The sequence below is a fragment of the Vibrio sp. 10N.261.55.A10 genome (genome assembly GCF_041470825.1).
Classification (GTDB): domain Bacteria; phylum Pseudomonadota; class Gammaproteobacteria; order Enterobacterales; family Vibrionaceae; genus Vibrio; species Vibrio crassostreae_C.
In genome coordinates this window covers 185578-201944 of sequence record NZ_JBFRNC010000032.1, presented here as the reverse complement: position 1 = coordinate 201944, position 16367 = coordinate 185578, and the positions used below count along the sequence as shown (strand labels likewise).

12 protein-coding genes are annotated in these 16367 nt (G+C 43.4%); 5 read left to right on the top strand and 7 right to left on the bottom strand.

The window, feature by feature from the left end; translation table 11 throughout:
- Positions 1–176 precede the first annotated feature (176 nt).
- A complete protein-coding gene (locus AB4274_RS11635; protein WP_372112107.1) occupies positions 177–1208 on the bottom strand; it encodes an HlyD family secretion protein in 1032 nt (343 codons plus the stop codon).
- Positions 1209–1597: 389 nt separating this feature from the next.
- The gene (locus tag AB4274_RS11630) at positions 1598–2587 is read right to left on the bottom strand and encodes an alpha/beta hydrolase (protein WP_371713928.1); all 990 of its coding nucleotides are present in this window, start codon (positions 2585–2587) and stop codon (positions 1598–1600) included.
- Between the two features lie 123 nt (positions 2588–2710).
- On the opposite strand from AB4274_RS11630, the gene AB4274_RS11625 reads away from it, so the two are divergent.
- From AB4274_RS11625 to AB4274_RS11610, 4 genes are all read left to right on the top strand, one after another.
- Positions 2711–3598: a LysR family transcriptional regulator gene (locus tag AB4274_RS11625; RefSeq protein WP_372074983.1), complete on the top strand. Its 888-nt coding sequence runs from the start codon at positions 2711–2713 to the stop codon at positions 3596–3598.
- Between the two features lie 694 nt (positions 3599–4292).
- Complete coding sequence (locus AB4274_RS11620) at positions 4293–4472, top strand: hypothetical protein (protein WP_102257651.1); 180 nt, start codon at positions 4293–4295, stop codon at positions 4470–4472.
- Positions 4473–5019: 547 nt separating this feature from the next.
- Positions 5020–5406: a hypothetical protein gene (locus AB4274_RS11615; RefSeq protein ID WP_102257652.1), complete on the top strand. Its 387-nt coding sequence runs from the start codon at positions 5020–5022 to the stop codon at positions 5404–5406.
- 237 nt (positions 5407–5643) lie between these two features.
- Positions 5644–6000, top strand: a complete 357-nt coding sequence (locus AB4274_RS11610) for a hypothetical protein (protein WP_372112105.1) — start codon at positions 5644–5646, stop codon at positions 5998–6000.
- 137 nt (positions 6001–6137) lie between these two features.
- On the opposite strand, the gene AB4274_RS11605 is transcribed toward AB4274_RS11610, so the two are convergent.
- On the bottom strand, positions 6138–7151 hold the full coding sequence (locus AB4274_RS11605) for a LacI family DNA-binding transcriptional regulator (RefSeq protein WP_004732795.1): 1014 nt from the start codon (positions 7149–7151) through the stop codon (positions 6138–6140).
- Positions 7152–7247: 96 nt separating this feature from the next.
- Complete coding sequence (locus AB4274_RS11600) at positions 7248–10346, bottom strand: GH116 family glycosyl hydrolase (protein ID WP_372112103.1); 3099 nt, start codon at positions 10344–10346, stop codon at positions 7248–7250.
- Positions 10347–10410: 64 nt separating this feature from the next.
- Between AB4274_RS11600 and AB4274_RS11595 the strand changes: the two genes are divergently transcribed.
- Entirely contained in the window at positions 10411–11358 is a 948-nt protein-coding gene (locus AB4274_RS11595) for an aldose 1-epimerase (protein WP_372112101.1), read from the top strand.
- 46 nt (positions 11359–11404) lie between these two features.
- Here AB4274_RS11595 and AB4274_RS11590 read toward each other — a convergent pair whose 3' ends face one another.
- The 3 genes from AB4274_RS11590 to AB4274_RS11580 form a co-directional block, all read right to left on the bottom strand.
- Positions 11405–13819, bottom strand: coding sequence for a GH36-type glycosyl hydrolase domain-containing protein (locus AB4274_RS11590; protein ID WP_372112100.1), 2415 nt, complete (start codon positions 13817–13819; stop codon positions 11405–11407).
- Between the two features lie 92 nt (positions 13820–13911).
- The gene (locus AB4274_RS11585; RefSeq protein ID WP_372112098.1) at positions 13912–15003 is read right to left on the bottom strand and encodes an ABC transporter ATP-binding protein; all 1092 of its coding nucleotides are present in this window, start codon (positions 15001–15003) and stop codon (positions 13912–13914) included.
- A complete protein-coding gene (locus tag AB4274_RS11580) occupies positions 15003–16352 on the bottom strand; it encodes a GH1 family beta-glucosidase (RefSeq protein ID WP_104215568.1) in 1350 nt (449 codons plus the stop codon). The genes AB4274_RS11585 and AB4274_RS11580 overlap by 1 nt, the downstream gene beginning before the upstream one ends.
- Between the last annotated feature and the right edge of the window lie 15 nt (positions 16353–16367).

Sequence of the window (16367 nt, the reverse complement as noted above, 5' to 3'; positions counted from 1 at the left end):
AGATCAACACGCCCTAGCAACTCTTGTAGGCTTAATAGTAATTGGTACATCGATCTCTGGTGTAATGATAAATCATCAAGACCTCGCTATTCACTAATAATAGAAATAAAAACAGCCCAACTTATTACAGTGGACTGTTTCATGGAGAGACAATAAAGGTAAATTGTCGAGTTATATTATAAAGCAAAAAGTATGGATTTTACGGATTGTAATCTTACATGTGCGGCGCCAATGATATCCATGAAGCCTAATATGCTATGAGGTTTTTTAGCACTAATCCATGCTGTGCCAGTACTTCCTATAGGGAGCATATCCATAGTTTTACTATCAACTTCTAATATTACTGTCCGTCCAATTGGAGCAGCCCCTCTTTGTATGTGGCCAGATACCATTTGCTCAACCGGCATCAAGTTCCCCTGAGCTTCTCCAGTAGCCTCTACAATGCTATGAACTCGCGCTCTAAATACCTGAGCTGGGTAAGCATCTACATAGAATTCGCTAAACTGCCCCCTTTTAATGTTTTGGTAAGCTTGTTCTGGTATTCGCATTTCGACGAACTTATTTTCAATATCCCATAAATGCAAACCGCCAACACGAGAACCATTAGCAATGTAGACATGAGTAACCATGCCTTTAAATGGTGCTCGTACCGTCAACCTATCCAATTCAAATTCGACATCCCCTAACTTCGCTTCTAATCCTTCATGCTTTGCGTAAAGCACGTTTATATCGGCTTTAGTTGTAGCTATCATATCCGAAGATAATTCCACATCCCTTGCTGTCGCATGATGTTCCAACCCCAAATTTCTCTTATGGTCTCTCATAGCCTGTGCAAGCTTGATTTCTTGCGCTTCTATCGAACGAGCTAACTCTAATTTACTCGCATTCAACCCTGTTTTAATCGAGGTTAATTTGTCGTCTCTTTGGGTATAAAGAATCTCTCCCTTTTCTACCACCTGATTGTGCTCAACATAGATAGTATCTATCTGCTGACCGAACGGAGGCGCAACAATCGCATGTGGCGCTTTGACTGTTGTTGAGTTAGTCAAATCGGCAGGAGAATAGAAGCGGTGAGATACAAATAAAATCAGTAGTAATACAACCCCTACAAACGTGGTCCAAAAATAATTTTTCGGTGTTCGTTTTAGTATCTTAAATTTAAACAGTAACCACACTAACAAAAGGTAAGGAACCATAATCTCTTTCATGACCTAGCCTCCTTTATCCAAAGTTGAAATTTATCCCAATCAATGACTATCGTTAATACGGCAACAACCCATAATGGCTTCCAGATCAACCCCAAAAGACATAACCAAATTACAAACTTAGCTTGTGACAGGTTCTTTTCTTTAGCTAACTTCTTAGGGATTGAATGGATATGCCATAACTTCGCTGCGATCCAAACAAATAGTAAAACAGTAGCAGTGGTTACGACCCACATAAATATTTCAGATTCTAACAAGGCATAGACGCTAGGGATCTGTTCATATGTCAACGTTGTTTGATGAATTTTGATATTGCATACCTCTAAGATTATGGGAAGCTACTCCCACTGCTTGCATCCTGCCTGCTTTTTTAATCTATCAATGGGAAAGTTCTAGTTACTTCTTTGGTCAATGTTACTTACGAAGTTCATAATGCGTTGCTCTACTGACATTCTCATTCCGTCACCAGATAAGCTAACAGCCTCCGCAGGATAGAAATGTCCAAACCCTGGTACCCAAGCAAACGTGTTTTCAATTTGTTCTTGTTTATAGTGTTCAAGCAGAGGTGGATTGATCGAGAATGCAGCATGCAAATCATTCTGCCCTTGAAAGAGTAATACAGGGCTAGATGCTTCAAAATTGGTAGTGTTCTTTATGATGTCAAAGCCAGCAGGACCACCAGAAAGCATGAACGTACCAGCAACAGGTAACTTCATTCCATGAGCAACATTCAAGCTAGTTACAGCGCCAGCAGAGAATCCTCCCAATACTACCTTTGATGAATTGAATCCATATTCATTCGAGTTTTCTTTGATATAACCAACCGCATTACGTAAGTCTTCAGCAGCAGATAAAATCGCTTTATCAATGATCGATTTCTCAGAAGGGTTATTGAAGTCTAGCTGGTCATATCCTAATTGGTGTCTAACTAGGTTAATTTGCTGAGACATTGAACTAATACTTTCAAGGTCCAAATCTTCAGCCGTGTAACCAATGCCTGTCGGTAATGGATTTTCGGGAGCTAATCGATAATCTATTGCAAAACAAACATACCCTTGTTTTGCAAACCTTTGGCAATAGTCATTCATAGAAGTATCTTGCGCACCGCCAACATTGAAGCTTAAATCGGGCGAACCTTGATGAAACGCACCGCCAAATGTCATCACAATAGCTGTCTCTTTAATATGACTCTTGTCTGTAGGCTCAAATACGTTCATCCACAACTCTCTTGAATGAACTATCTCATCGGTTGTGACATTACCAAACCCATACGTTACCTTAGGCGTCATTTTGAAACCCAAGTCGGAACTAGCTTGGGAAGAGAATACAATTACCGCACTACTTAGGATAGCAATCGGTAGTCCTGCTTTAAATTTTGACATAGTTGACCTCGCATAAAAGTTTATGATTTTCGATATAAAGCTTATTACGAGAGTGCTATAGTAAAAAGACGCACTTGAGGGGGAATCCCCCCCTGTGTATAGATTATTTAAATGGGACTACATATGTTCACGAAAGATCAAATAGTTAGTTTTTGTGCAGTTTTCGATAAAGGCTCGTTTAGTGCAGGGGCTAGATTTTTAAATCGAGACAGAACAACTGTCCGTGAACATATTTCAGTTATGGAAGACAACATGAGGTTGCCTTTATTTGAAATGAAAGGCCGCTCAACTCTACCGACTTTAGCCGCAAAAAAACTATACCCAAGGGCAAAAATAATTGTAAGGCAAATAGAAGAGTTTGAACTTACAGCCCTTAACTCCTTTAACAATGACTTACTCATCATCAATATTAACCATGACACCACCATTCCTATATCATTGATTCATCATATCAACTCAGCCATAAGCAAAGACTTCCCAAACATCCAATTAAACTGGTTGCATCGAGGCCGAAAAGAAACCATTGACGAGCTGATTAGTGGTCAAGCTCATCTAGCATTAATGACAATCAAGATGTTAGTTCAACCAGAAAATGAAGTTAATTATATAAATCTTGGCCGAATACAACACAAAGTCTATGCCGGAGCAAAAAGTCACCTTGCAAATAGGATGGTAAAAATTTCTGATTTGAAACTGGAGAAACAATTTATCTACGAGCACTACTTCAATGCCTCGATTCAAGGGTCAAATATCTCTCCTCAATATCAGTTAGTCAGTACTAAGGACGTTTTAATTGAGTTACTAGAGAAGGATGGGTGGGCTGTTTTACCAACTGAACATGTAGAAAAACACTATTCGAAAGATTCAATCGTGGAGTTAGATGTATTCGAATTAGTGAATAGCCTTGATTACCACATTGGTATATTCTTCTCACCCTCACTAGAGCAGCATGATGTTATTTCTAATATTATGACAAAAATTAGAAACTACGCTGAAAAAGAATACAATTAGCAAGGTAAAATGCATTCACCCCAATAATTTGCAGGTTCTACAATCACCCCGCCATTTATAACTGCTGAATTTTAGTCGAATTGTGCACCCGAGAATTGAGTGGCAAAAAGTAGTAGCTCACATTTGGACAACAGCTTGTTTCCCAAATTATTCTCATGAATGTTACTGGTACCTAAACACGTTTCGGGGCAGAAGCGTTTTAGAGTAGTCGCACTAAGGCGCTCTTGTTCCATTTAGATTTGCTTATGCTCTTATTTCCCAACAGGTCAGTAGTATTGCAATAACAAATTACTACAAGATATTTCAGGCTTAACTCAAACAAATCTTACTATGTTAGGCTTTCAACTAAGCCTCTTAGAAGAATCATTGCCAGAAGTACATTATTGTAAAAAAACTCTTTTTAATCAGTGTATTAACCTTATTCTCAGCCTCAGCTCAAGCAGAGAAAACCCCTTACCTAGAGTGCGAAATAGAAAAGTCAACTTACATGACGCATGATGATAAAGTTATTGAAGTCCCGCCATTAGTATTCAGAGTTAAGCACGGTAATGATGAACCAACCGTTATGCTGCAAACTTAGTGGTTAGCTAAACTCCAGCATGCATGGGTTCATACTGTAGCCATAGATGGTAAAAGGCTAGAAAATGAGCACATGGGATTGACGTCGACGGTTACTCTTCCATGGAGGTACGAAATGAAGCCAGACCGTATTGTCCTGTATAGTGAATACGGTTACGAGTACACGGGAAACTACTTTACTAAAGCTATCAGACAAATGGTGATCGAACGTACGAGCGGTAATATTGTAATTTTTGACGATAAGGGTGGTGTAAATACTGAAGGCAGATGTGAAACAGTAAAAGTGAAGTTCTAAATCTGTGCCCCACGTTTTGTAAGTGACCTTCCACATTTGAAGCAGGAAAGCTGTTAGCTATGGACATCTCGCTTCTATCCCAAACAGTGGCATCAGTCTAGACTGTGGGGCGATACAAATAACCTCACCCTATAAGTACTAAAGAGTTGTCGTCGACTTTCCCGTATACCCATTAAAAAACCAGCTCAACATCCTACCGTCATCCTGACTCTCTGGGGTTTTACCATTGGGTTTTCCAAACATTGACTCTAGCACTCCACTCGCAGCAGTGTTAACTCGGCAACGAATGACATCTAGACTGTGATGTATGAATACCGAGTCTCCTCGAATGGATGTAGAATAACGGACGTACATTTTCCTTTCCGATGAAGTGTACCCGGATTTTTCTAATCTACTTGCTAGCAAATCTGCCTGTAATTTTGTTAAAGATAAAGAATTCATGATTATTGATTCGGTTAAAAACTCATGGGACAGTGTATCCATATGGAGACATTTAGCCTAATAGCTTATGTGATTATAAATGACGGTCTATAGAGGAAACTAATAAATGTTTGAGAGAATTGAAGATCTGACGTTTGTTAACTGGAAAGATTTTGGTGTGATTGTCGAAGAAAGTGCCAATGACACTGCTTTCACAACGATCAAAGATTACGCACAAACGATAGGTTTTATACTAGGCACCCGCGCTACTCGAGCCTCACAAGAATTGATGTCTTTAACGAAAATGTTCCCGTTTTCGGTTGTTAAAGGCAATCCCAATCAATATCCATATAGAGTCCTCGAAGCGATTTTTTTCACTGTTATCGTTACAGCAGAAGAACGAGATATCATCCTAGCGGCAACAGCTGAAAACGCGACCCAAAAAGCCAAAGAGAGAGCCTATAACGTTTTAGAACCTCTCTTAATTGAACCACCTAAGTTTCTTTTAAACTAAGACGCTTTTGTCCCAGATCGATTCGTGTAACCAGATGAAAATAATTACAAAAATGATCACTATTGCCCCGTAGAAGTTACTAGCTTTTTTCAAATGTCCTCTTGCAAATGATTGCGAGAAAGATGGAGATATTTGAATGAGCGATGCACCAGAAGATAGTGATAATTTAAGTCTGCGGAAAGTGAGATAGAATGGTTAGCGCGTGCCAATCCATTCAATTCTACATATGAGATTATTATGAAAAACTCTACAATCAAAGCTATTATTGCTCTTTTGTTCTGCGTTGGTGCCACAAAGATCTATGCTAGTGAAGAATGGGGATATATAGCAAATGACCATTATGAATGTGAAAATGATCACATGGCGATTAATACATCAAAGGGTTGGTTATTAGCTGAGGCCTACCCTCCATACTCTGGCTTGAATTCAGGCTCTTACATCAAAGGCAATCTGCGTCAATATGGATTTCAAGACGTTTTAGTGTTTAAAAATGAACATGACTCGTCTCCTTCAAGCGCAAGGATCTATATTGATAATTACTGGATGAGTGATGAAGATGCTGGGCGATATTGCTACTCCGGTGAGGACCTGTAGGTTACTTCAAAACTATCCTGACTACTTCTATCCGGCTTGAATCGTATGCTTGGAAAGCCTTCACTCTGCTGTTCTCAAACTTGCTTTTGTCCCGAAGCGAATCATCACGGGCGCACACCTTGATGCTTGTCTTGAAATTAACGATACAGAGACTTGGTCGACTCTCTGACGATTAGATCAATGGGTGGCAGTCGAGCTTCATGCCGTTCGCCAGATAACAAGTTCAAGATCGACTGAGCACACACTTCACCAATCTCTTCAATCGGCTGTCTCAGCGTCGTCAGGGCTGGCGTGAAATACTTAGACGTCGGCAAGTCATCAAAGCCAATCACAGACACATCTTCTGGCACTTTATAACCGTGGTCAGACAGCGCCTTAATCGCACCGTAAGCCGTTTGGTCATTTGCAGCAAACAAGGCGGAGAAGTGAACCTTCGACTCTATCAATTCAACGGTTTTCTCATAACCAGATTCACTACTGAAATCACCTTGTTTAACGAGTTTTGGCATCACTTTAATGCCCGCCTCTTGAAGTGCTTTCTTATAGCCTTCAAAGCGATTTCCCGAATCAGGTTGACTTGAAAGCCCCTTAATATGAGCAATATTCACATGCCCTTGTTGCAGTAAATGTAAGGTTGCCATGTAGCCGCCCAACACGTTATCAATGTTGATGGAGCGGACGTTATTCTCAACAAAATCGTAGCCAACCATCACGATAGGAATGTCTTGTGCATACTTGGCAATTTCTTCCTGAGTAATGCTTCCTGTCACGATGATCATGCCATCCACGTTGCTTTTTGCGAGATACTCCAACGCGTGCATTTCTAACTTTTTCTGCCAATGCCCTGTCGCGATCACTAACGAATAGCCTTGAGCGATCAGCGTTTTTTCCATGTCGTTGAGGATACGACTGGTGTAGGGGCTATCAGGGTGTTGCACCAAGACACCAATAGTGAGCGAGCGTCGGTTGGTGTTTTCTTGCATTTGGAAGTTAGGTTTGTAGCCCGTGTCTTTAATGGCTTGCTCAATGTTTTGGCTTTTATCATCAGACACATAAGTGGTTCGATTAAGGAAGCGAGACACGGTGCTGGGAGAAACGCCAGCCAGTCTTGCTACATCGTATACTGTTGTTTTTTTTGTTTTAGTGCGCATCTCGAATCCCTAATCAAGTGACATTCGGGGAGCTTTAAGCTCCCCATCAGTTTCAACCTGCATACCACTGCTTTAGCTGAAAATCGTGTCATTAAGTTAATACAAGTAGGCGAAGATCATCCCCGGTCTAAAGTAGCGACCAGCCGTATATTTCAAGCCAGTGCTCAGTAGCCATTTGTGCAAGCCAGCCAGCTTTTCTAGCGGGATTTCACCGCTCACCATTTTAACAAAATTATCAGTATCTTTCGTCAAGGTTGGATTAATCCGACCGTCAGACAGCACACAGTTTTGACATTTAAGTACACTTAGCCAGTTTTTCGCATCATTTTGTGTCAACTTAAAGACTTCCATAAGATCTTTCTCATTGACAGACACAGAGCAGTTGAACCCTTCTGGCGCTGCAAATGGAATTTTTGAATAGTCATACAGCGCGGTATACACGGTATCCATCAATGTTTCTGCTTGCTGAGATTTACCCGCCAGACTCAACGCCGTTGCGACACTAAACTGCACACCAATCCATACGTCTTGTGCTTGGAACGCTTCATGCGGCGAACCATCGGCCAACGTCATATTCGCAACCCCAAGCTTAGGGCTGTTAATCTCAAAGTTGTGCTTATAAACATAGTCTAGTGCGCGTTGGATGTTCTCTTGCGGGAAAATACCGTCTAAGCCGATGAGCTTTAGGTAGCTGTCGGCCAACAAGGCATCACCAAAACTGTTGTCAGAATCTGGCACTAAATCTAAGTATTCTTGAGTAAAGGCTTGTGGCGCCGTCTCACTCAGCAAGCGTTTCTTAGAGACTCTTTGAGATACTTTACTGATGCTAATGGAAGTATCCCTTTCATTGAGATAGGTATTGAGCGTGTTCTTGTCAGCAATCGCATCGCCAGTCAATGAAAGCCCTAAGGTTTCCAGAGCTTGATAGCCTTCACCTGTTAAATGCTTGGCTTGAACTGGCGTCACGAAGAAGTGGTAGTAACCCTCTTTGTCATCCCACAAGCTTTGCTCAACGGTTGCCAACGCCTTTTTAGAACGCGTTAAGTAACCGCTAGCTAGCTCGCTTTCACCCATCAATTGTGCAAGTTCGCTCGCGGCTTGCAGGCCAGCAACCCACAGGCTCGCACAATAAATAGAGATGCCGTGAGAAGCTAGGTTATCAAAGGTATCGTCTGTGCCTCGGGTTAATGGTAAATCGTCACCCTCAGCAATCAAATTCGATAAAAAATCGATGCTTTCAGTTACCGCTTGCCAGCACTCATTAACCACAGAGAGATCCTGGGTGTTTTGATAATGGCGGTACACCATCAGAATGTATTTCGGCGCTAAGTCCTTCCACTCTTTCACGTTGTGCCAACTGTAAGCATCGGGCTGAATGTCGAATGGGCTGCCTAAGTCGTGGATTACCGCACCTCGAATAGCACGTACACCTTGATACTTTTCATCAATCAATTCGGCATTAGGCGTCGCTTCGTATTCCCAGTAGCGGCGCTGAGTGAAGTCTTCCGCCAAAATGGCCTTAGAAAACTCTTTCATCACACAGCCATCAAGCTCAGGCAATAAATAAAGCAGAGAGAAAGATCCGTAGAAGTACACATCCAGAGAGTTAAAGAATGGGTAGTCGACACACTCTTTTACCAAGAACTTATCTTCTTTGTCCCATACCGTTGATTCCGCCAAGAACGACAATGAGTTCATCGCCATCGTTGCATAGCGAAGTGCCGATTCAGGCTGCGAGATCTTGCTTTGAGCTTGCTCTAGGAAAGCGGTTTGTTGTGCGACGATCTGCTGCTCAATCGCTTCGAGCTTAGGCAACATGTCTTCTAACATAGGTAATGCAGGCTTTACTTGCGGGTAGAATTGCGTGTAAGCCTTATCTGAGTGCCAACCATTAAGCATGACTTTGCTGTGTGCCATCACCTGTGCAAAACGCAGGTCAACAGACTCGCCAGGTTCCAATTCAACCTGAACCACCACCAATGCGCTCAACGCTTCACGTCCTGTGTAAATGCCGGTTTGGAATTCCGCGTTGGTACGGCCTGTTTTCAGTGCGAACTCTGTTTGCTGAGCAGTCTTAGAGGTATAAAGCGTTGGTTTGACAGAAATCGCAACCTTACCAGATTCAGTCAAATGGTTATCTGCTTGAACACCAAACACCACTTCGCCTTCAATATCGCTTTGATAAGGCGATTGGCTAGACAATTGAACACCCGTAAAGCTGCCGCTTTCACCCTTTAAGTTAACCACTTCATGCTGCTGAGCAATCGGATTTTGAGACAAGGTACATGCCGAATCCTGAATACCATCACGGCCTTTCTGGTAGGTTGAGCCAATCAAGTTTTGAAGCGGCTGAGCAAGCGTAATCACGCGTGGTTGCGATGAGTTATTGGTTAATTCGAAGTGATTCCAGTGCATCGGTAAAGAGCAAAGGCGTTTGTTCTCTTTAACGATCGGAGAGACGACCTTACGCTTTATATTAATATCTTCGAAGCTACTGTATTTATATTCAGCTAATGGATACAAAGCTTGATATTCTATATCCTTGCCATTAACACTATCTATATCACGGCCATTGATATTATCCATATCATTATTATCACCCGCAGTAAGTGATAATAATCTCGTTGTATCATTTATTAATAAACCATTAAAGAAATCTAAGGCTACATATAATTGACAAATAGTTGAACCTGAATCTTCTTCAATCAACAATTGAGTCTTATTTGAAAATTCAACGTTCCATTTTGTAAAGTTAGCTTTATTTTCTTGGTAGAAGCGACCATTTTTTAATGCTGTTTGAATGAGACTAATCGCATTCGACATTTCTCTACTTTCAATCTTTTTGCCATCAAACAAAGCAGGATAGAAGTTCAGGTGAACGCTTAGCTCTTGTTCATTAAGAACTTGCAGCGTGTCGATGGTTGGCACATTCATCACTGACGCATAAAAATCATTAAAATTAATAACTTGCTCTGAACAATCGACAAAGATTCCCGGAATAAAGCTGAAGTTAGGCGTGTTGCCGTTTGGTGTGAGTGTAAATGTGTTACCAATTCCGCCGACTGCCATACCGGTATTTTCTGGCGTGGTCGAAATTGGCGTGTACCAAGGTTGAATAAATTCAACTGCATCACCTTTTTTACACAAGTGTTCTGAATTTCCTGAGTAGCTCGTATATGGAATTTTATTATTCATGTTAAAACCGCCATTGAATATTTTTTTCTTCTTGTTAATATCTTTCAAAAATGGAGACATCAACATGTTTAAAATTATAAATGAAAAATTTGGAAATATTGACTCTGTCACATTAATAAATCAGCAGCATGGTATAGAACTTCAAATAATCAATGGGTTTGGTGCTGTTATAAATAAATACATTGTAAATAACAGTCCATTCTCTTTTATTTGTGGCTATCAGAATTATGATGAACTGATCAACCAACATCCGTTCTTTTCCCGCAGTGCTAAATTATTCCCTTTTCCAAATCGTTTAAACTTAGGTCGCTACAGTTTCGACAACCAAAACCATCAACTCCCAGCTAACTTCCCTTGGTCTGATCACGCCGTACATGGCCTGCTCTACAACCAACCTTTTTCAATCACAAACAGCGTAGCCACTGAAAAATCTGCCAGTGTGACGTTGCAGTATCAAACGTCGTCTTTGCATCCTGCTTTCCCGTTTGCGTTCAACCTTGAAGTCACCTTAACTATCGACATCACGGGTAGACTCTCTTCCTCAACGACCGTCTCTAATCTGGGTGATTTCGCCTTCCCATTCGGTGATGCTTGGCACCCTTATTTCTCGCTCGGCAATGACCTAGAACAGTGTGAATTGACTATGTCGCCTTGCACTGAGGTCGTACATGAGAACGACCTACCCAATGGTGAAAAGCACGCTTTTGACCGTTTGTCTTTGGACGATTCACTCACCAATCAAAGCTTAAATCATTGCTTTGAATTTGATTGCAAGACAACCAATCAACTTGCGTTTACGCGCTCAGATTCGTCTGCCGCAATTCGCTACCAACAAGATGAAAGCTACCCATTCGTTCAGCTTTACACGCCAACGAGCGAGCAAAGTATTGCAATAGAACCAATGACTTGCCCAGCCGACGCATTCAATAACCAGATTGGCTTATTAACGCTTAGCCCGAACCAGTCTCAAACCTTCACTTGGCAATGCCAAGCCACCTATCAACCAAAATAACCAAACGAAAGAGCAATAAAGGGCGCATAAAGCGCCCTTCTCTTTGTTAACCTAAAACCACTTCTACCGTGTGCTCACCCGATGTAAATACCGGTGCTTTGTTGCCTGAAATCAGGTCACCATTGACCTTCATCTCAACCACGCCCTTACATACGTTATTCGGGTTCGTGACATGAATATAATAAGTCGCACCACGGAACTGACGACGAACTTTGAACTCTGGCCACTCTGCCGGAATACAAGGGTCCACCAGCAAGCCATCAATTTCAGGTCGAACACCTAGAATCCACTGCGTACCTGCCACGTATGTCCAAGATGAAGTACCCGACAGCCATGCATTACGACCTAGGCCGAACTGTTTATGTTCGTCGCCCAAGATGTTTTGCGGGTAGCAGTATGGCTCCGATTCAAAGGTATCAATATCGTCGTTCTTAGAAGCCGGATTAATTTGACGGTAGTACTCATAAGCACGCTCGCCGTTGCCCATTTTCGCTTCCGCGATCATCACCCATGGGTTTGAATGCAGGAAGATACCGCCGTTCTCTTTCGCACCCGGTGGATATGTCGAAACGCCACCAAGTTGTGGATCAAAGCCGTTGTAGCCTGGAGTTGAAAGCTTGATACCATTGGTCGTGTTCAGCTTGTTGTAAACCGAATCTAGCGCTTGTGTGGCACGTTCTTGTGTCGCGAAACCAGAAATCACAGGCCAGCTTTGACCGTTAGTGTAGATCTGCCCTTGTTCATTCTTGTGAGAACCAATTGGCAGGCCTTGCTCATCAAAGTAACGCACAAACCATTCGCCATCCCAACCGCACTCATTCACTGTGCTCTGCATTTGTTGGTATTGCTCTTTGAACTGAGCGGTCAGCTGTTCCTCACCGCGTAACTCACAGAGGTCGAGCATATCAAGCAGGGCTTTACCGTACATGTTAGCGACCATCATCGACTCAGCACCCGTTGGCAGGTTCACCGTGTCATTCCAGTCAGCGAAACCTAACAGCGGTAGGCCGTGCTCACCAGTATTGGTATAAGTAAATTCAATCGCGCGGCACAGGTGGTTCCAAACCGTTCCCGTTTCAACTGGATTGCCCGCTTTGTCTTTTTGATAGAACGGGATCTCTTTATTCAAGAAGTCTGCATTGCCGGTTTCTTTCACATATTGCGTCACCGCGTAGATGATCCACAGGTGATCATCGCCGTAATAATCAGGGCGATCTTCCTCTTCACGTGAGTCACCCGCGTTCGCTTCCATGGTTGATGGGAAGAACTGGTGCATCGCAGAACCGTTGGTGTTTTGCACAGATAACAGACGCTCAATGAACTCACGCGCTTCTTCTGGCATGTGAGTAATTACGCCTAACGTATCTTGCGAAGAATCACGGAAACCAATGCCACGTGCGCCATAGCCAAGCTGGTACAGAGACAGGTAACGAGACCAGTTTTTAGTGGTGTGACACTGACGTGGGTTATGTACATTAAGCATTGAGTTCATTGCAGGATCTGGCGTTTCAACCTGAACTGCTTGTAGGTAACCATCCCAATGTTCAGCCAGTTCAGCGAAAGCAGAATCGACCACTTGATGGTCACGATATTTAGCCAGCAGAGGCAATGCTGCTTCTAGGCTCTGTTCTTGCGCGATTTGTACGACCGTACGTTCTGTCTGCTCTGGAGATAACCAACCCAAACGCAGGTTAAGCGCGCCAATGTTGTCACCACGCAAACACTCAGTATTGCCTAATTCATCATTGTTTAGTGCTTCTGGTGCTGCCCATGTGCCGTAGCCCAAATTCCCTAAGAACGATTGGCGATCACCATCAAAAGAAGTCGCAGTGCGATCCGCTGTCATCAGGTTCACCGCATAATCACGCTTCATGAAGGCGTACTGCTCAAGCACTGTATGACCCGATTCTTGTTGATGCGCTTTAAGCGTCATGGTTTGTGGAACCCAATCGGCATTTAATAGCTGCTTGAGTGCATCGAAGTGTGTGAATTCGTACACAGGTACCACATCAACATGCAGTGCTTTGTCTGAAATGTTGGTCACTTTGATGTCTTGTAGCAGTACTTGGTCAGCTTTTGGTACAAAGAAAGTCGCTTCACAACGCACACCAAAGGCTTCTGCAATAATGGTGGTGTATGACAAACCGGTGTGGTTTTCGAACTTATCTAACGGCTTCAAGGTTGGCGTGTAGAAAGGTGAGAACACCTCTACGTTGCCCGCTTCGTCACGTACCTTGAGGTACATGGTCGAGCCTTTAAAATCTGAATTTGGCAGTTGTGCAATGTACTTGGTGATACGGTTGAGTGCAGGATCCCCCTTACACAACAACACGCCGCCGTTGCTATCTACAATGCCACCGAAATCTAATGTGCCGACATAGTTACACCATTTGATCGGTGTACACGGTGTGGTTGCTACGTATTCTTTGTTTTTATCGTCAAAATATCCGAATTTCATCATCACTATCCCTAGCCCCTCCCAAGTCAGGAGGAGCCAAAACAATTTGTCGTAAGTTGGTTGGTGTCAGCTCATGGCTGATTTAAATTGACAGGCTAGCTCGCTAGCGAGTTCTCACTCAGAGCATCGAACAAGTGGAATGCATCCAAATCCAAGTAAAGCGTCAGATCTTTTACATCGACTTCAGCCGCTTGGGTTTCAACCATCAGCGATTGACCGCCAATTTCTGTTTTCAGAAGAATGCTTGCGCCCAGTAATTCCTTGTCTTTGATTTTCACAGGGAATGGCAGCACGCGGTCGTGGTCAACTTGCTCGGCACGTAGGTGAATGTCTGTTGGACGAACACCAAAATGCAGCGCTAGGTTCTTAGACGCCAGAGACTTAAAGCGCTCAGGCAGTGGGATATGAACATCGCCAATTTCAACGAAGTACTCGCCTTCTTTTTCAATCAGTTTTGCTTCCAACATGTTCATTGACGGGTTACCAATGAATTGCGCGACAAACTTGTTTGCAGGACGCTGGAACACCTCGGTTGGTGTACCAACTTGAGCAACATAGCCGTCTTTCAGGATCACGATGCGATCCGCCAGTGTCATCGCTTCGATCTGATCGTGGGTTACGTAGATCGTAGTGGTTTTAAGCTCGCGGTGTAGGTGTTTGATCTCTTCACGCATCACGCCACGAAGTTTTGCATCTAGGTTAGATAACGGCTCATCAAACAAGAAAACCTTAGGCGTACGAACCATTGCACGGCCCATTGCTACACGCTGACGTTGACCACCAGAAAGCTCTTTTGGCTTACGGTTGAGTAGCGGATCAAGCTCTAGCATTTTCGCCGCTTTTAATACTTCTACGTCGATTTCTGCTTTTGGCATGCCCTTCAGTTTTAGCGCAAAGGCGATGTTCTCGTACACCGTCATGTGCGGGTACAGAGCATAGCTTTGGAATACCATCGCCAAGTCACGGTCTTTCGCGTCGACTTTATTCATCAACTTGCCGCCAACGACGATGTCACCAGAACTGATGCTTTCAAGGCCAGCTAGCATGCGTAGCGTTGTCGATTTACCACAGCCAGATGGGCCAAGGAAAACCACGAACTCACCGTCTTCAACCGTAAAATCAAACTCTTTGACGACTTCAACATCACCGAATGATTTTTTGATGTTCTTAAATTCTACTTTAGCCATTATCTGTTCTCCTCAGCGCGCTCTAGCAGCATATTTCGGTACGCAATTGCGCTCTGTTTCAATGTTCTTTCTTGGGTGGTGTAGTCAACATGGACAATGCCAAAACGCTGGCAGTAACCGAATGCCCACTCAAAGTTATCCATCAGACTCCAAGCGAAGTAACCGTCGACTTTCACACCCGCTTCAACGGCGTTGTGAACCGCTTCGATATGACCTTGGAAATAACGAACTCGTTGGTCATCCATCACTTGTCCGTTAACGCGCTCGTCGTTACCTGCAGCACCATTCTCTGTAATGTAGATAGGTGGCATATTTTCGTAACGAGCATCCAGTCTTACCAATAAATCGGTTAAACCTTGTGGGTTGATCTCCCAGCCAATGTAAGTGTGTTCAGCATCTGTTTGCTTCACCGATTCAATATCGCCGTTCTCATTGAAGCGAGCGACATTGCGTGTGTAGTAGTTGATGCCAATGTAATCAACCGGAGCGCTGATGATGTCTAAGTCACCTTCAAGGATCATTGGCATGTTCATCGCTTGGCGTTCAACCACCAGCTGTGGGTACTCGCCTTTCAATACTGGGTCGATGAACCAGTGGTAGTTTTCCGCTTCACAGTAGTCTGCTGCCGCTTGGTCTTGTGGCGTCAGCGGGTAAGCTGGCGTCGCGTTGAATACCACACCATGCTTAGCATGAGGTGCATTGTTACGAAGGATCGGCATTGCCAAACCGTGTGCCAGCATTAGGTGGTGAGATGCTAGATAGCCCTCTTTTTCACCCTTGATACCTGGCGCATGTTCGCCCCAGCGGTAGCCTAGGAATGCAGACACAAACGGTTCATTGAGCGTGGTGTACACATCGATGTTGTCACCAAAGTATTTGCTCACCACTTCTGCGTATTCTGCGAATTTGTAAGACGTTTCGCGGTTTAGCCAGCCACCTTTATCTTCAAGGTATTGCGGCAGATCCCAGTGATACAGCGTCACATACACTTTCATGCCACGAGCATGACACTCGTCAATGATCTGACCGTAAAACTCTAGGCCTTGCTGGTTCACGACACCGTCTTGTGGCAGGATGCGCGGCCATGCAATAGAGAGACGGTAAGCATCAACGCCTAAGCCTTGAATCATCTCGATATCTTGTTTCCATAAGTGGTAGTGGTCACACGCCACATCACCACTGTCGCCGTTATCGACCTTGCCCGGCGTCTTACAGAAAGTGTCCCAGATAGACGGTGTACGACCGCCCTCTTCAACGCCGCCTTCAATTTGGTATGAAGATGTCGCGACACCGAATACAAATTCCTTACTGCGTAACTTTGAATCACTTGGAAGTTGATATTTATTCATTGTTATAACCCTTAA